Annotated in this window: 15 protein-coding genes; 5 read left to right on the top strand and 10 right to left on the bottom strand. The window is 37.6% G+C overall.

From position 1 onward, the window contains the following. The first annotated feature begins 12 nt into the window (after positions 1 to 12). From J0N78_RS19775 to J0N78_RS19755, 5 genes are read left to right on the top strand one after another with little or no spacing between them, the layout of a single operon-like run. Positions 13 to 456 carry an urease accessory protein UreE gene (locus tag J0N78_RS19775; RefSeq protein WP_209124851.1) on the top strand — a complete coding sequence of 148 codons (444 nt, stop codon included), beginning with the start codon at positions 13 to 15 and terminating at the stop codon, positions 454 to 456. After that, the gene (locus J0N78_RS19770) at positions 395 to 1138 is read left to right on the top strand and encodes an urease accessory protein UreF (protein ID WP_209124850.1); all 744 of its coding nucleotides are present in this window, start codon (positions 395 to 397) and stop codon (positions 1136 to 1138) included. Before J0N78_RS19775 ends, J0N78_RS19770 begins: the two co-directional genes overlap by 62 nt. Positions 1139 to 1196: 58 nt before the next feature. Further along, positions 1197 to 1805 carry an urease accessory protein UreH gene (locus tag J0N78_RS19765; protein ID WP_209124849.1) on the top strand — a complete coding sequence of 203 codons (609 nt, stop codon included), beginning with the start codon at positions 1197 to 1199 and terminating at the stop codon, positions 1803 to 1805. Positions 1806 to 1829: 24 nt separating this feature from the next. Further along, positions 1830 to 2465 carry an urease accessory protein UreG gene (ureG, locus tag J0N78_RS19760; protein ID WP_209124848.1) on the top strand — a complete coding sequence of 212 codons (636 nt, stop codon included), beginning with the start codon at positions 1830 to 1832 and terminating at the stop codon, positions 2463 to 2465. Continuing rightward, entirely contained in the window at positions 2437 to 3252 is an 816-nt protein-coding gene (locus J0N78_RS19755) for an urease accessory protein UreD (RefSeq protein ID WP_209124847.1), read from the top strand. Before ureG ends, J0N78_RS19755 begins: the two co-directional genes overlap by 29 nt. Before the next feature lie 76 nt (positions 3253 to 3328). Here J0N78_RS19755 and J0N78_RS19750 read toward each other — a convergent pair whose 3' ends face one another. The 10 genes from J0N78_RS19750 to gabT all read right to left on the bottom strand — a co-directional run bounded on the left by J0N78_RS19750 (position 3329) and on the right by gabT (position 16747). Beyond that, complete coding sequence (locus tag J0N78_RS19750) at positions 3329 to 3703, bottom strand: hypothetical protein (protein WP_209124846.1); 375 nt, start codon at positions 3701 to 3703, stop codon at positions 3329 to 3331. A gap of 334 nt (positions 3704 to 4037) precedes the next feature. Next, positions 4038 to 5651, bottom strand: a complete 1614-nt coding sequence (locus J0N78_RS19745; RefSeq protein ID WP_209124845.1) for a long-chain fatty acid--CoA ligase — start codon at positions 5649 to 5651, stop codon at positions 4038 to 4040. A 371-nt stretch (positions 5652 to 6022) separates the two neighbouring features. Further along, positions 6023 to 6913 (bottom strand): DNA-3-methyladenine glycosylase family protein, encoded by an 891-nt coding sequence (locus tag J0N78_RS19740; RefSeq protein WP_209124844.1) that lies wholly within the window; start codon positions 6911 to 6913, stop codon positions 6023 to 6025. A gap of 475 nt (positions 6914 to 7388) precedes the next feature. Continuing rightward, a complete protein-coding gene (locus J0N78_RS19735) occupies positions 7389 to 8762 on the bottom strand; it encodes an aldehyde dehydrogenase (protein ID WP_209124843.1) in 1374 nt (457 codons plus the stop codon). A gap of 75 nt (positions 8763 to 8837) precedes the next feature. Next, complete coding sequence (gene rnhA, locus J0N78_RS19730; protein WP_209124842.1) at positions 8838 to 9470, bottom strand: ribonuclease H; 633 nt, start codon at positions 9468 to 9470, stop codon at positions 8838 to 8840. A gap of 42 nt (positions 9471 to 9512) precedes the next feature. Beyond that, positions 9513 to 10871 carry an MATE family efflux transporter gene (locus J0N78_RS19725; protein WP_209124841.1) on the bottom strand — a complete coding sequence of 453 codons (1359 nt, stop codon included), beginning with the start codon at positions 10869 to 10871 and terminating at the stop codon, positions 9513 to 9515. A gap of 183 nt (positions 10872 to 11054) precedes the next feature. Next, the gene (locus J0N78_RS19720; protein WP_209124840.1) at positions 11055 to 12473 is read right to left on the bottom strand and encodes an NAD-dependent succinate-semialdehyde dehydrogenase; all 1419 of its coding nucleotides are present in this window, start codon (positions 12471 to 12473) and stop codon (positions 11055 to 11057) included. Between the two features lie 17 nt (positions 12474 to 12490). Further along, positions 12491 to 13894: an APC family permease gene (locus J0N78_RS19715; protein ID WP_209124839.1), complete on the bottom strand. Its 1404-nt coding sequence runs from the start codon at positions 13892 to 13894 to the stop codon at positions 12491 to 12493. A gap of 19 nt (positions 13895 to 13913) precedes the next feature. Further along, entirely contained in the window at positions 13914 to 15281 is a 1368-nt protein-coding gene (locus tag J0N78_RS19710) for a sigma-54 interaction domain-containing protein (RefSeq protein WP_374193940.1), read from the bottom strand. Positions 15282 to 15412: 131 nt separating this feature from the next. After that, positions 15413 to 16747 carry a 4-aminobutyrate--2-oxoglutarate transaminase gene (gene gabT / locus J0N78_RS19705; protein ID WP_209124837.1) on the bottom strand — a complete coding sequence of 445 codons (1335 nt, stop codon included), beginning with the start codon at positions 16745 to 16747 and terminating at the stop codon, positions 15413 to 15415. Positions 16748 to 16853: the final 106 nt, after the last annotated feature.

Here is a 16853-nt window from a genome sequence, read left to right as displayed (position 1 = left end):
GAGGAGTAATTAATGTTAGTAGATACGATAATTGGAAACGTAAAAACACTTACTAATGTCGATAATGTAGAGTGGATTGAAGTAGATTGGGAAGAGCTCAATAAACGTATATTGCGAAAGGAAACGGATAAAGGTAGAGAGATTGCGATCCGTTTAGCAGGAGACGCTCACTTACATTTTGGAGATATTGTTTATCAGAATGAGGGAGTTGTTATTGCCATCCGGACAAAGCTTGAACCCGCATACGTCATCACACCAAAATCAATGAATGAGATGGGAAAAGTTGCTTTCGAACTTGGAAATCGCCACACTCCTTCCCTGATAAGTGATACAGAAATTGTCGTACGATTTGATGAGACGTTAGAATCAATTTTTTTAGAGGCGGGTGTCACGTATGAAAAGAAAGAACGACGCTTCGAAAAACCATTTAAATACAAAGGACATCACCACCATTAATCCTAACTTTTTACATTTTCTACAAATCCATGATTCTGCTTTCCCAATTGGTGCTTACACTCATTCATTTGGAATGGAAACCTACATTCAATCAGGAAAAATAAAAGACAAAGGAACGCTTATTGAATATTGTAAGACCTACCTTTTTACAAATTTAATATGCGGGGATGGAATTTTTGTAAAAGAAGCTTATTCTCTGGCTTTCCAAGAAAAGATCGATGAGTTGATCCAGTTAGAACAACTAGCTCACGCAATGAAAATAGCTTCTGAATCGAAAACTGCAAGCATGAAAATGGGAAAACAATTTATTGAAACCGTCAGTAGACTTTCAAATGCGGATTCCATTTCCGCTTGGAAGAAGAAAATAAAGGAAAAAACGGCTTATGGACATTATGCGGTTGTTTACGGGATATACGCCGCCCATCGTCAATTTCATATCGACGACGTACTTAGTGCATTTTTATATACAGCAATGAGCTCACTCATTCACAATGCCGTACGTGCCATTCCGCTTGGACAAACTACAGGAGTACAAGCGATTTATACCCTTTTAGAGCCAATAACAAAAGCAGTGTCTCTTTTACAAGAAAAAACAATAGAAGATTTAAGTAATTCATCTGTCGGTATTGAACTAGCTTCTATGGAACATGAGCGGCTGCATACCCGTTTATTTATTTCATAGATCAAGAATGTCAAAGCTTCTCTATTAAACAATTACTTAATGAAAGGTGTAGTCTGAGATGGAAATTGGAATTTGGTCCGTATTAGGAATGGGCCTACTTATTGGGTTGCGACATTCATTAGATGCAGATCACGTTATTGCGGTATCAACGATTGCAACTAGAACAGGAAATCCATTTAAAGCAGGGATAACAGGAATCTTTTGGGGGATAGGTCATACTTTAACGATAGTCATAGTGGGGTGTATCTTCCTTTTATTTGGGTTAGGTATTTCAGAGCAGTTTGAATATTATTTTGAAGCAATTGTTGGAATCGTCCTGATTTATTTAGGAATAAGGACTCTATTAGATGCAAAATCCCAGCATGCAGCCACAACTACGTCACTAAATAAGTTCCATATTCGCTCGTTTTTAGTTGGTTTAATTCATGGCCTAGCTGGAAGTGCTGCATTAACGATTTTAATGGTGAGTCAAGTGAATCATAGTGGACAAGGAATTTTATTTTTACTCTTATTTGGAATTGGGTCAGTGGTTGGTATGTTTATTATTGCCACGTTAATAAGTATTCCAATGCGAACAGCAAAAACGAGAACAGTTCAAAATTTTATTTTATATGTTGTCGGGACTGTAAGTATTGGGTTTGGAATTGCTTTTTTCTTTCTAAATTAAAACTAGAATTGGAGGAGATTTGATATGAAACCAATACGTATTGGTATCGGCGGTCCTGTAGGTTCTGGAAAGACAGCATTAACAGAAAGACTTACTCGAGCCATTCACAATGATTATAGCTTAGGTGTAATTACAAATGATATTTACACGAAGGAAGATGCTGAGTTTTTAACAAATAACGGTGTTCTTCCTCCAGAACGGATTATCGGTGTAGAAACAGGTGGTTGTCCTCATACTGCTATACGAGAAGATGCATCTATGAATTTTGAAGCAATCGACGAACTAAATGAGAGATTTGATGATTTAGATATTATTTTTATTGAAAGTGGTGGTGACAATTTATCTGCAACGTTTAGTCCAGAACTTGTCGATGGTTTCATATATGTGATTGATGTGGCTGAAGGACAAGATATTCCTCGTAAAGGTGGACCTGGCGTCACCCGATCAGATCTATTAGTCATTAATAAAATTGACTTAGCTCCTTATGTCGGTGTAGACCTTGATTTAATGACAGAGGATGCTACTAAAGCTCGTGACGGACGACCATTTATTTTCACGAATCAAAAAACAGGAACTGGTATTGATGAAGTGATTCAATGGATTAAACATCAACTATTATTAGAGGATTTGTATGCCGAAGCTCAAACAGGAGAAAAGTAATTCAAAACTAAATCAAATGAACGGCCAGCTATTTCTTTCATTTGATAACTTACATGGTCTGACAAAACTTACTCACTGTCATCAATCATCCCCATTAAAATCTAGTAAAGCACTTTATCTCGATGACACAAATTGTGCAACGGTCTATTTAGTAGAAACATCAGGTGGTATGGTTTCGGGGGATACAAATGAATTTCGTATTTCCTTGTGTAAAGAAAGTGAAGTGACCTTAATTCCACAGTCATCATCCAAGATTTACCCAGCAAATCAACACAAGCCTTGTATGCAATCCATTGATATTGAAATAGAGGAAAACGCAAAGCTCGTTTGGCTACCTGAAACGACCATTCCGTATAAAGATTCAATCTTTCATTCGCATACGACGATACGAATGAAACCTTCTTCTTCTTTAGCTTATAGTGAAATTTTTTCTTCAGGGCGAGAAAAAAGTAATGAAAGTTTTTTATTTCACAGGTTTTCATCTAAAGCATTCATCTATGTAGATGAAAAATTAATCATCTTCGACCATTTAAATTTACAAGGTAAAAATTCATCACTCTTCCATTTAGGGATGTTTGAATCGAGTACTTATTTAGGAACGATATGGTATATCAATTCTAAAGCCAAGAAAGAAAGCTTTGCAGCGATAGTAAATGAATTTAATACATGCCAAACTCATCGTGTTGGCTTAACAAACATTGATGGATACGGATTGCATTTTCGCTGGCTATCCAACGACTTATGTTTAATAAAGGAACAAATGAATACACTACTTGAAAATTTATAAAAAGATGCATTTTTGCAGAGTCAGGCACCGTTAGCACTGTACAGTGTTAACGGTGCCTGACTCCCACATAATTCCCCTACCTTCTTCTCCGCTTTAATATAACAAGGTTTGAGCCTTTCACTTTTACATACGGACGAACGTAACTCCGATAGCTTATCGCTGCCAAAACATAAATGGTTGTAATAAAAGGAATCGGCAGAAGAACAGCTTCTAATAGAACGCGTAGCATTCCACCATGATCTTTATATGTAGATATCGATCCGTAAAGCGCTAATTGAGATGTACTATAAAACATGAGCATAACGAGTACGTTAATGACATGAAAGAAAAGTGACAGTCTACGTTCTTTTGTTTCTCGTTCAATGTTCCACTGAATTAATAAAACAAGTACCATAGAAATAATGGCAACTATCGCTGAAATCGTATTAATTACACCATTTGAAAGTGACATAAACTATCCCTCTTTTATAAAAGAATTTTTGTTATTATGTGCAATTTTAAATTTCAATTATCATATTTCAGCAAAACTAAAAAAAATCTTTAAATAAACGTTTAATTAATTTATATTTGTATTACTTCCATTTTACCAACTCTAAACAATTGGTAAATAAATTTCACCTAGAATACAAAAAAGGGTAAGCTCAATAAAAAGTGTTAGGTCCCCCACAAATTGGGATACACAAAACATACTAAGCTTTACCCTTTTAAACCACTTCTATTCAATTATACCTAACTCACTTTTAACTTTGACTAGATTACAATTTCATAGATTGATTGATATTATTTTACTGAACTTGAAAATGTTCTTTTAATTGGTCACGTAACGCTCTTTTCAGAAATTTTCCGACCGATGTTTTCGGAATTTCCTCTAAAAAGACGACATCATCTGGTAACCACCATTTTGCAAATTGCGGGCGTAAAAATTCAATGACGTCCTCTTTTGTAATTTTTCCTTTATATTCTTCTTTCAATACCACGCAAGCTAACGGACGTTCCTGCCACTCAGGGTGGGGTATAGCTACAACTGCAGCTTCAAAAATAGCGTCATGTGCCATTAATCCGTTTTCTAAATCAACAGAAGATATCCACTCGCCTCCACTTTTTATAAGATCCTTCGTCCGGTCAACGAGCTTTATTACACCTTCTTCATCAATTGTAGCGACATCACCAGTATGTAGCCACCCGTTATGGAATGCCTCTTTACTTCTTTCATCCTTATAATATTCTTTAGCAATCCAAGGACCACGAATCAAGAGCTCGCCCATCTCTTCTCCATCCATTTTTACTTCCCCTTCTTGACCAACGACTTTAATTTCTAATCCCGGTACAACAAGGCCTTGCTTAGCACGAATCGTTAATTTCTCTTCTTCAGGTAAGTCTATTTGATAACTTTTCAATCTAGAGACACTAACAAGCGGGCTCGTTTCCGTCATTCCATATGCATGAAGAAACGGAATTCCGTATTTTACTTCAAATGCTTTAATCATTGCAGCTGGAGCAGCGGAACCCCCGCAAAGGACAGCCCTTAAACTACTCGTATCATATTCACCGGTTTCAAGTTCCTTCAACAGCCCAAGCCAAATCGTTGGAACACCTGCTGTTAATGTTACTCGTTCACTGACAATGAGTTCCGCTAAGACCTTTGGCGTAAACTGTGCTCCAGGCATAATTTGTGTCGATCCAAACCACGTAGCGGCAAAAGGCATTCCCCAAGCATTCGCATGGAACATTGGAACGACAGCCATGCATCGATCTGACTCAGAAAGAGCGCCTGTATCTACTAATCCAAGTGCCATACTATGAAGAAAAATTCCACGATGGCTATAGACTACACCTTTAGGGTTTCCAGTCGTAGCTGACGTATAGCATATTCCAGCTGGTGCATTTTCATCGATGTCTTTAAGAAATTCAAAGTCTGAATTCCCTTCAGACAATAATTCCTCATATGAATAAACAGGGAATAAACTCGTTTCTGGTAATTCACCATCTGTCATGATAATGTACGCTTCAACTGTTTTAAGTTCATCTTTTACACGTTCAATTAATGGTAGGAGGTCACTATCAATTAGAAGTACTTTATCTTCAGCATGGTTGACGATATATGAAATATGTTCAGCAGCTAAACGAATGTTAATTGTATGAAGAACAGCACCTAAGCCAGGAATTGCAAAGTAGGCTTCTAAATGACGATGAGAGTTCCAAGCAAATGTAGCCACTCGGTCACCTTGCTCAACACCTAGCTTTTGTAACGCATTTGATAATTGCCTTGTTCTTTGACCAATTTCACGGTACGTATGTCGTTTAACTCCTGCTGGTGTTTTTGTGATGACTTCTTTTTTTGGAAAATATTTTTCTGCTCTTTCCATCATAGAAGAGATGTTTAATGGTACATTCATCATAAGAAAACGCCTCCTAACATTCTTTTAATCTATAATTTCGGCTTAAAAGCCGTATTACTCGAAATAATGAACTCCCCCTTATGTTTGTAAGCGCTTTCTAAACGCAAAACATAAAGCTCAACTAACATAAGAAACACACAAGCGCCTGTTAACTGGTGTACGGACTTGACTAAGCCGCAGGAGATAAAGAAAACTCGGGTGCTCGTTAGTGAGTCGATGTTAACTTATCGTACGGAGGTGAGGGAAATCTCGTTAATCGGTGGGCGCTTGCCTAGACATTCTAGAAACAATGATAAGAACTAACAGCCACAAAATGCGTATTAGCTCTTATTTACACTATACAACGGTATGTTGAAAAACTAGATTTCATTCTAATTTTTTAAAAACTCATCTAGTAATTGAGGGCGTTCGACACTTAGCCATAAATATAAGCTAGCATAGCTCGAATAAGGTTCCCATTCTTTTGCTAAATCTATAATTTCGTCAGGTTTTGGTTTCGTTTCTAAATGATAGAGACGCTTTAGTGCGTTTTGAATGCCGATATCAGCAGCAGGTAATAAATTAGGGCGACCTAAACCAAATAAAAGAAAGTTTTCAGCTGTCCACTTTCCGATCCCACGAATTTGTATTAATGTTTCAATCACTTCTTCATCTCGCTTGTGACGAAGGGATTCTAAATGGAGATCACCTGTTGCTATTTTTTTAGAAGTATCAATGATATACTCTGCTTTTCGTTGACTAAATTGCAGCTCACGTAGTTGTTCTACCTTTAATACACATACTTGTTCAGGACGAGGATAAAATAGCACTCCTTCAACCTCATAGCCATACTCTTTAACGAATCGAGAAGTAAGTTGATGAGCAAACTTCATATTCAATTGCTGATGAATAATGGTTTTCATTAAACATCCATATAAATCAAAATCACAAACAAGAGGTGCTCCATAAAATATATCAAATAAAATAGCTAACCTTGTATTTTGAAAATGCTCCTTAACTAGCTGAAGATTAACATCCCACCTGAAAATATTTTTTAACTTTTCAAAAACCTTATCTTTATGTTGAATTTCACCTGTGATCATTATTCTCGTTACATCATCTTTTTGTCCAAAAGAAACCGAAACCACGTGGTTTTCATCATAAATAGGAACTTTTACTTCCTGTTTTACGATATCAACAACATGAAGTGGGTCAGATGACAACCTTTCAAGCATGTGAGAAACGGCATAAGGTGTCTTAATTTCGTGTATAATCTCCATCATCTAAAAAAGCTCCTTACTCGTCCCTTAACTCTCATTAAATTATTCGAATTTTCACTAAGTATATAATACGAGATCATTCTCTCTTTTCCTCCTTAGACTTTTAAAAAATAAATATGTAATTTTTAAGGTAGATGTAGAATAAGAAAAGCGCAAGCGCCCGCTTAGCGGTGTATGGACTGGAGCCCCACCGTATGAGATAAAGGAAACACGGCGAGTGCTAACGAGGCGATGTTGACTTATCGTAAGGAGGAGGAGCGAAGTCCACTAGACGCTGGGCGCTGTAGCTAGACAAGAAAAGCAGAAGGTGTCTGCTTATCGGCGACAAGCGCTGGAGGGCCAACAATTAGTGTCCTGACTTTTGGACACGTTTGATGGACCGAAGCGACCTCGAGCCGATGACACCTGCAGCTAGACATCCTCGAAATTTCTTATTCTTAGAAAAAAAACGACTTCAAGTCAGCTTTTTTAAGGAAATTTATTTCATAATTCGTTTTAATACTTTTAGTCCACCTTTGGTCTTGTGATATCTAAAGGGAATATCTATTTTCGTTGATTGATGCATGACTCCTTTTTCGTGTGAGAAAGCATCAAAACTATATTTACCATGATACGCTCCGATACCACTTGAACCAACACCACCAAAAGGGAGCCTCGTCGTTCCAACATGGTAAATGACATCATTAATACAGCCACCACCAAATGATAGATGCTTTAGAACGACTTGCTCCATCTTTTTATTTTCTGCAAATAAATAAAGAGCTAGTGAATTCGGTCGTTTTCTAACCATGTCTATTACTTCTTGTTCGGTTTCATATTCAATGACTGGAAGAATAGGACCGAATATTTCTTCTTCCATGACCGCAGAATTCCAAGTAACATTTTCTAGGATCGTAGGAGCGATAAAAAGACGTTCTCTTATGGAACGCCCACCAAATACGATCGTTCCATCTTTCATGTAACTTAGTAGTCGATCAAAATGGCTTCCATTAACGACCCTTGGATAATCTGAATTTTGAGTTACATCATCCCCAAATTGATCTTTTATTTGATACATTAATTTTTCTAAAAAACGTTCTTTAATACTTTTATGAATGAGTAAATAATCTGGAGCCACACATGTTTGCCCTGCGTTTGTAAACTTCCCCCAAGCAATACGCTTGGCAGCCACATCTAGTTTCGCATCTTTATGAACAATCGTTGGGCTTTTTCCCCCTAGCTCTAAGGTGATCGGTGTTAAATGTTTAGCCGCTGCTTCCATAACGACCTTCCCTACCGTAACACTTCCTGTAAAGAAAATATGATCAAAATTTAACGCTAATAACGCCTTACTCGTTGCTACGTCGCCTTCAACGACTGCAATATAACGATCCTCAAATGTCTGTTTCAATAAGTGTGCAAGGATACCTGAAGTATTTGGTGTTAATTCAGATGGCTTAACAATTGCGCAACAGCCTGCAGCGATCGCTCCAATTATAGGAGCAATCGTCAAGTTTACTGGAAAATTCCATGGTGAAATAATTAATGAAACTCCGTACGGTTCAGGATAAATATAACTATCTGATCCAACATGTGTAATTGGCATCTTTACTTTTCGTGGCTTAGCCCACGCTTTCACATGTTTTACCGCTTCTGTAATTTCATTGTATAGAACACCTAATTCAGTGAGATATGATTCAAAGTCTGACTTATTTAAGTCCTTTCTTAATGCATCACTAAGCTTTTTTTCATTTGCTTTTATAGCGTTTTTTAACTTCTTCAGTTGTTGAATACGAAAATGAACGTCCTTTGTCTCACCGCTATAAAAATAATTTCTTTGCAACTGTAATAATTGTTCATACGTTTCACTCATTTAAAATCTCCTCGGTCCCTAATCAATTCATGTTACTAATATGACGTTCCTTACATCCTCTTACTATAGAAATAGTTATTTCCGACCATAGTCGGCTTTAATTTCACCCCATAATTCTGTACGCCATTTGAGAATTGGATTTTTATACGTACTCGTTTGTAACCATCTTTCAGCACGCTCGACTAAAGACCAAATGTATTCAGTTTCTTTATCACGCTTTAAGTTTGAATTCACTTTCTTATCTTTTACCCATTTCATGGCCGTTTTGGAATCAGAATAAATCGGCGTTTCATCTTTTCCTTGTTGCTTTAACCACGCTAAACCATGTACGATTGCTAAAAATTCACCCATATTATTCGTTCCGATATGTATTTCTGGGTGTGAAAATAGTACCTCTCCTGTTTTCGTATGCACGCCTTTATATTCAACGATCCCAGGATTTCCCCTGCAGCCAACATCAACAGAAACACTGTCCCATACAACATCACTTACTGACTCTACCCTTTTAGTTTGAATTGTTTTTCTCGCTGATGACTTTTTTGTAGGTGCCTTTCCACTTGATAAAGCCGCTTCTGCTTCAGCTTTACTTTCGAACGACTTAAATCTCGCACCTTGGAAGCCTTTAACTTGCCTTTCACATTCAGCCCAAGTGTTGAAAATTCCTGTTTTTCTCCCACTCCAAACGACATAATACTTCTTTTTTGCCAAGTCATTCACCCCATAATTAAATTTCCTTACCATTTTATTTCATTACGGTATCGTCTTTACCGCAAATTTCCGTTGAACGATAACTAAACGGTACAATAGCGCTGTGGCACAGCAAGCAAGTCCTGTAATAAGGCCAACCCAATAACCAAATGGTCCAAGAGAGGTAAAGTTTGCAGTGATATACCCCGTTGGAAGCCCAATGAACCAAAAAGATATAAGTGCCATGAGAAATGGAATATTAACGTCTTTATATCCTCTAAGAGCTCCTTGAATCGGTGTTGCTAGTGCATCAGAAATTTGAAAGAAAATCGCAAACAAAAGAAAATGTTGAATTAAGATTAACACGTCCGGATCATTAGAATAAAGTTCAGCGACTGGTCCTCTTGTGAAATATAAAATAAAAGACGCAACAATCGAAAACAAAACAGCAAATCCGATTCCTAGATAACTATATTGTTTAGCATCCTGTAAACGTTTCGCACCAACCTCATAGCCAACCGCGATCGTTAGAGCAAACGCCACACTCATCGGTATCATATACAGTAAAGATGCAAAGTTAATGGCTGCTTGGTGAGCAGCGATAGTTTCTGTGTTAAATTGACTCATGAGTAAAGTAACTGCCGCAAAGATACTTGTTTCAAAAAAGATCGTAAATCCGATCGGTAACCCTAGTATTAATAATTCTTTCCAAGCGGAAAATGATACCCGAAAAAATATATGAAAAATCAGATATTCCGAAAAAGGACGTATTTTAATGACAAAGTACAAGCCTATACCAAATATAAACCAATAGGTGATGGATGATGCATAGCCTGCTCCGATACCACCCATTCTCGGAAAACCAAAGTGACCAAAAATAAGAATGTAGTTAAAGAAAACATTAATAGGTAACGCAAGCAGTGTAATGATCATCGTTACACGTGTTTGACCCAGTGAGTCAAAAAAGCATCGAAGAACGGTGTATAAAAATAGCGGGAATATACCATAGGATAGCCCAATTAAATAATGCTTGGCTATTCTACTTACTTCATCCGTCAAGCTCATCGCTTCAAGAATAGGATCAAGGAAGATGATCCCAGCGATTATTATGATTGCAACAATTGCGAGTGATAAATATATGGCTTGCATAACAGAAAAAGCCACTTTCCCATGTTTTCCAGCACCAATATCTTGGGATAATATCGGCGTTAACGCCATGAGTATTCCAACTAACCCAGTAAAAATAGGCAACCAAATACTTGAACCAATTGCTACACCTGCTAAATCGTCGGCACCGGCTTGTCCTGACATCGTCGTATCAAAGAAGTTCATTCCATAAAGCCCCAATTGAGTAATAAGAATGGGGACAAGGATGTACATTAGGAGGCGTAACTTTTCTTGCCACGTTTTTGTTTGTTTCATGGTGCAACCAACTTTCCATTACGTAGAACACAATAATCGTTTTATTTACAGGCTAATTTTTTATTTTTTAACCATAACAATAATAACTTGCTTTCATAAATGATAGCAAATAAAAGAGATGGGATACGATCCCACCTCTCATAATTTGAAATTGTTCGTTTTTACTAAGCTCTTCAACTATTATTAGAAAGCAACAGATAGATATTTAACTTCAAGATATTCATCAATTCCGTAATGACCACCTTCTCGTCCTAACCCACTTTCTTTCCAACCTCCAAATGGAGCTTGCGGTACAGATGGAAGCCCATCATTAATACCAACTATTCCATACTCTAACCTTTCACCAATACGGATTGCACGACCTATATTTTGAGTAAAGACATAAGCCGCTAAACCATAAGGTGTATTGTTAGCTCGTTCAATTACTTCTTCTTCTGTTTCGAAGGTTGAGATTGGAGCTAACGGGCCAAAGGTTTCTTCATTCATGCATAGCATATCATCGGTTGCATTTTTCAATATAGTTGGTTCAAAGAAATGCCCTTTTTCACTTAATAGTTTCTTACCTCCAATTACTATTTCTCCTCCTTTTTCTACAGCTTCTTTTATTTGGCCTTCAACCTTATCTAAAGCACTTTTATCAATTAAAGGGCCTATCGTAACACCTTTATCAAGCCCGTTTCCAATTTTTAGGTCTTTAACAGCTAGAGAAAACTTTTCGGTAAATTCTTCTGCTATACTGTTTTGTACAAAAATTCGATTAGCACATACACATGTTTGTCCCGCATTACGATACTTTGAAGCAATAACTTGGGTAGCAGCAGCGTCTAAATCTGCATCTTCCATAATAATAAATGGGGCGTGGCCTCCAAGCTCAAGAGAGATCTTTTTCACAGTTTCCGCTGCTCCCCGCATGAGAATTTTCCCTACTTCGGTAGAACCAGTAAAGGTTAATTTCCTTACTCTTGTGTCACGCTGCCATGTTTCTCCTATTTCCTGCGCATTTCCTGTTACCACATTTAAGACTCCTGCTGGAATACCTGCTTTTTCTGCTAATTCAGCTAATTTCAGCGCAGTTAAAGGAGTTTGTTCAGCAGGTTTTACTACAGCTGTGCAACCCGCTGCTAAAGCTGGTCCAACTTTTCTTGTAATCATAGCAGCTGGAAAGTTCCACGGGGTAATCGCAGCAATAACTCCGATCGGTTGCTTTTGAATAATGATCCGCTTATTTGGAGCAGATGCAGGTATCGTCTCACCGTATACTCGTTTACCTTCCTCTGCATACCATTGAATAAATGAATTTGCGTATTGTACCTCACCGAGTGCTTCTTGCAATGGTTTTCCTTGTTCTTTTGTCATAAGTTCTGCAATTTCTTCTTTATGTTCATTAATTAGGTTAAACCACCTCATTAAATATTCACTACGCTCAGCTGCTGTTTTTGCTGACCAACTACGAAACGCCTGGTAAGCAGCTGTTACTGCCAGCTCAGCCTCCTCCTTCCCTCCAAAAGGAACTGTATCTACATTTTCTCCTGTTGCAGGATTAATTACGTCTATCGTTTGTAGTCCTTCTCCTAGCCATCGGCCGTTCACAAACATATCCATCTTGTTCCCTCCTTCATCTAAACAGATATACTTTTCTTGTTCTGTTCACTTTCGGTACTCCCTTTATACTTTCCTCTATTCATTTGTACAAAGAAATACAAGCCTATAAGAAACCAACCCATAAAAATTGCCCATTCAGGTCCTGTTAATGCTGCAGGCATTCCTGGGAGATAAATGATAAGAAAACCAATACTCAATATAGAAGCTACCCACCCTACTAAAGTAGTTTTTCCAGCTCGGTATGGTCTTTCCATCTCCGGCTCTCTTTTTCTAAGAAGAACAAATGCAATAGCAACAAATAAATATGCTATAACGATTGCTGGGCCACCACTGTCGACAAACCAGACTAGCGCCGGACGACCTAGTAATGGACTTAACACAGCTAATGCACCAATAAAAATAATCGCATTTGCAGGTGTCTTATATTTAGGGTGTAATCGACCAAACCATTCAGGAAGCATCCCCGACTGTGCCATCGCATACATTACACGACTGCCGCCAATTATAAATGCATTCCAGCTCGTCATTATTCCAGCCACCCCTCCGAGAACTAACAAATTACCGAAAAATGAGGAGCCAAAAAGTGCGGTCATTGCATCTGCAGTAGCGAGTTGGGTTACTGAAAGAGCTGCACTATCTAGAGCTAACGCAACACCAATTGCAATACAAATGTAAAACACAATTGCACAAACAACTGATAAAATTAATAATTTTCCAATACTTTTAGGCGGAATATTTGCTTCTTCAGCCGTTTGTGGAATGACATCAAACCCTATAAATAGGAATGGGACCATAATTAATACGGCCATAATTCCACTTGCTCCACCTACAAAGAGTGGTTCAAAGTTTGCACTTTCTCCACCAATTGCTGACCCGAAAATTAACATTAAGCCTATTAAAATAATACTTAGTGTTAATATAACTTGAACTTTTGCAGCAGGTTTTAAACCAAAATAATTAATAGCAATTACAAACAATGACCCCCCAACGCCTACTAAAACCCACGAAGCATAAACATCCCATCCAGCAACCGTCCACATATACCCAACCTGATAGTTAGGGAAAATATATTCGATTACTGTAGGAAGTGCGACTGCTTCAAAAGCTACAACAGATACATATCCTAATGTTATCGCCCAAGATGCAATGAAAGCAGCTTTATCTCCCATTGCACGGTGTACATAAACATGTTCACCTCCAACTTTTGGCATTGCAGAGGCTAACTCAGCATAAGTAAGCCCAACAAAGGTTACCAATAAACCTCCAATTAAGAATGCAAGTACGGTACCGAGAGAGCCTGCTGAATTCAACCAACTCTCTGATAATACAACCCATCCCCACCCGAGCATGGCACCAATTGATAGAACAAATATATCTAAGCGTGATAAAACTTTATTAAGCTCTTGTTTTTCTTTGAACAAACTTATCCCTTCCTTTCGTTCACTCTAATTTTTCAATATACTTTTTTACTTTTCTAGTGGCTGCTGATTGACTGATTCCAAGAGCATCCGCTAATTTGTAAGACGACTTATACTTCGCATATGCTTCTTTAATAATCGCTTTTTCCGTTTCTTCTAATATTTCTTTTAAACTATGACTATGTAATTTCCCCACCATTACATCATGTTTAAAAGGCAGATCTTCTAGCGTTACATACCCGTCTGAGGTAACGACTAATCGTTCAATCATATTTTCTAACTCCCGTACATTCCCAGGCCAATGATATGAAAATAATGCATCTAACGCCTTTGGAGAAAGTTTAATATTAGATGAGTAACGTTCGTTAAACTGGTCAAGAAAGTAGTAAACAAGCGGTAAAATATCTTCTTTCCGTTCACGTAGTGGCGCAATAACCACTGGGACGACGTGAAGGCGATAAAATAAATCGCTACGAAATTTATGATGTTCGACCATCTTTTCTAGCTCTTGGTTTGTTGCAGTAATTACCCTAACATCTGCTTGCAAAATTTCCTTGCCACCAATTCTACGAAATCTCTTTTCTTGTAATACTTGTAATAGCTTACCTTGCAAATGTAAAGGTAGTTCAGCGATTTCATCTAAAAATAACGTTCCACCATTCGCTAACTCAAATAGTCCCTTTTTCCCTTTACTACTAGCCCCTGTAAAAGCTCCTAATTCATATCCAAATAGTTCAGATTCAATTAGTTGTTCGGGTAAAGCTGCACAATTTATTTCATAGAAAGGTTTGTCTTTCCTGTCACTTAACTCATGGATTAATCTTACGACCTTACTTTTACCGACACCTGTTTCTCCAAGAACAAGAACAGTACTGTCAACCTTTGCTACCCGCTTAACAAGCTGTAATAACTTTGACATTTGTTCACTTTTTGAAACCATTCCTTCAAGGACAAGAGGATTTTCTAATTCCCGCTTATAATCAGCTAACTGTCCTTCCATTTCTTCTATTTTTTGTTTTAAATTTGTTAACTCTGTTAAGTCACGAGAATAACTAACAACTCTTGTAAGCTTTCCATTTTTATCAAAAATCGGTCTAGTTCGGACATGTAGATATCTACCAAATCGAGTTTGCTGTAATAACTCAATCGGTTCCTTCGTTTCGATCACTTTTAATGTCGCTGAAGGATAAAATATTCCTATCTCTTCTAATTCCTTAACATGCTTGCCTATTATATCTTTAGCTGCCAATTGGTAATTTTTTTCACACATTGAATTCACTTTGACAACAATACCTTCTGCATTTGTGACAAATATTTCATCAAAGGATGCTTCAAAAATATCTTCTAACTCCGCATTTAAGAGTTCGAGCTCATTTTCACGTGACCCCATATCCATACCTCCCCATTCCTTTCTGTCTAGTTTACTACTTAAAGAGATGGGGAGAAAATATTATTTTTATCCCGTTTAACTACACTCAGGTAGGGGGTGAAACCCACAAAAATTGCAGCTTCACTATATTATTAGTAATCTATTGCTGTTTGAAGTGCTTCCTCAAGAATAGTTAGTCCTTGTTCTAGCTGATGATCTGTAATAACAATCGGCATGAGGAAACGTAGTACATTTCCATATTGTCCAGCACTTAAAAGGAGCAACCCGCGTTTTCCCGCTTCCGCTACGACCTTGGCTGTTAATTCTTTATCTGGTTCTTTTGTTTGACGATCCTTTACAATTTCCATTGCGCACATTGCCCCTAGACCTCTGACATGGCCAATACAATCAAAGCGATCTGCTAACCGTGACATCCTACTCATTATTACCTCACCGATCTTTGTCGCTCGCTCATTTAACTTTTCCTCTTCTATAATATCAAGAACCGCTAATGCCGCAGCACACCCCAATGGACTTCCACTATAAGTACCACCTAATTCACCTGGACTTGCTTCATCCATAATTTCACTTCTACCAATTACGCCACTTATCGGAACTCCTGCTCCAAGTGATTTCGAAACTGTGATTAGGTCAGGTTCCACCTCAAAATGATCAATGGCAAAATGTTTCCCTGTTCTTGAAAATCCTGTTTGAATTTCATCAGCAACAAAAAGGATGCCATGCTCTTGACAATATTCATATACCCCTTGAATAAATTGCTTATTAGGTACTATAAATCCACCTTCTCCTTGAACAGGTTCCATAACAACGGCCGCAACCGATTCTGGTGCTACTTCCGTATTCATAAAGTTCTTGAACTCATTTAATACGTGACCATGGTACTCTTGCTCATTCATGCTATCTGGACGACGATATTCATATGGATACGGTGCTTTATAGACTTCTGGTGCAAATGGACCAAAGCCAAATTTGTAAGGTTTTACTTTACTCGTCATCGTCATTGTCATGAGCGTACGACCATGGAATCCACGTGAAAACGTTACAACCCCTTGTCTCTTTGTATATTTTCTTGCTATCTTTACGGCATTTTCTACAGCTTCAGCACCACTGTTTTGCAAAAGAACCTTCTTTGGAAAGTTTCCTGGTGCTAAATTTGCTAATCGCTCAGCAAGCTCAATGTAAGATTCATACATCATCACATTAAATCCTGTATGAATAAATTTCTCAGCTTGTTCCTTTAAAGCATTAACTACTTTAGGATGACTGTGACCTACGTTTATTGTTCCTATCGCACCTGCAAAATCAATAAAAGTTTTCCCATTAACATCTGTTACAAGAGCACCTTCTGCCTTTTCTGCAAAGGTTTGTATATTATTCGAAACACCACGAGGAACAATATGATTACGTCTCTCTATTAATTGACTTACATCCTTTGTTTGTAAAACTGTAGTCGTTTCTTTCATCATGCTTCATCTCCTTTTTGTCTTATAACAATGGATATGCAAATATTATGCCAAGTCAAAAAATACAGATAAATACTGAGGTTAGTAGGAAATGTATATTCTCACTTGA

The organism is Alkalihalobacillus sp. BA299, from assembly GCF_017745675.1.
GTDB lineage: Bacteria > Bacillota > Bacilli > Bacillales > Bacillaceae_F > Alkalihalobacterium.
Note: the sequence above shows the minus strand (reverse complement) of the source record. Positions and strands in the feature narration are given on the sequence as shown.

What these genes read in the sequence shown, in the direction of transcription:
- J0N78_RS19775 (WP_209124851.1), top strand. Translation starts at nt 13, where the DNA reads ATGTTAGTAGATACGATAATTGGAAACGTAAAAACACTTACTAATGTC.
- J0N78_RS19770 (WP_209124850.1), top strand. Translation starts at nt 395, where the DNA reads ATGAAAAGAAAGAACGACGCTTCGAAAAACCATTTAAATACAAAGGAC.
- J0N78_RS19765 (WP_209124849.1), top strand. Translation starts at nt 1,197, where the DNA reads ATGGAAATTGGAATTTGGTCCGTATTAGGAATGGGCCTACTTATTGGG.
- ureG (WP_209124848.1), top strand. Translation starts at nt 1,830, where the DNA reads ATGAAACCAATACGTATTGGTATCGGCGGTCCTGTAGGTTCTGGAAAG.
- J0N78_RS19755 (WP_209124847.1), top strand. Translation starts at nt 2,437, where the DNA reads ATGCCGAAGCTCAAACAGGAGAAAAGTAATTCAAAACTAAATCAAATG.
- J0N78_RS19750 (WP_209124846.1), bottom strand. Translation starts at nt 3,703, where the DNA reads ATGTCACTTTCAAATGGTGTAATTAATACGATTTCAGCGATAGTTGCC.
- J0N78_RS19745 (WP_209124845.1), bottom strand. Translation starts at nt 5,651, where the DNA reads ATGATGAATGTACCATTAAACATCTCTTCTATGATGGAAAGAGCAGAA.
- J0N78_RS19740 (WP_209124844.1), bottom strand. Translation starts at nt 6,913, where the DNA reads ATGATGGAGATTATACACGAAATTAAGACACCTTATGCCGTTTCTCAC.
- J0N78_RS19735 (WP_209124843.1), bottom strand. Translation starts at nt 8,762, where the DNA reads ATGAGTGAAACGTATGAACAATTATTACAGTTGCAAAGAAATTATTTT.
- J0N78_RS19725 (WP_209124841.1), bottom strand. Translation starts at nt 10,871, where the DNA reads ATGAAACAAACAAAAACGTGGCAAGAAAAGTTACGCCTCCTAATGTAC.
- J0N78_RS19720 (WP_209124840.1), bottom strand. Translation starts at nt 12,473, where the DNA reads ATGGATATGTTTGTGAACGGCCGATGGCTAGGAGAAGGACTACAAACG.
- J0N78_RS19710 (WP_374193940.1), bottom strand. Translation starts at nt 15,281, where the DNA reads ATGGGGTCACGTGAAAATGAGCTCGAACTCTTAAATGCGGAGTTAGAA.
- gabT (WP_209124837.1), bottom strand. Translation starts at nt 16,747, where the DNA reads ATGATGAAAGAAACGACTACAGTTTTACAAACAAAGGATGTAAGTCAA.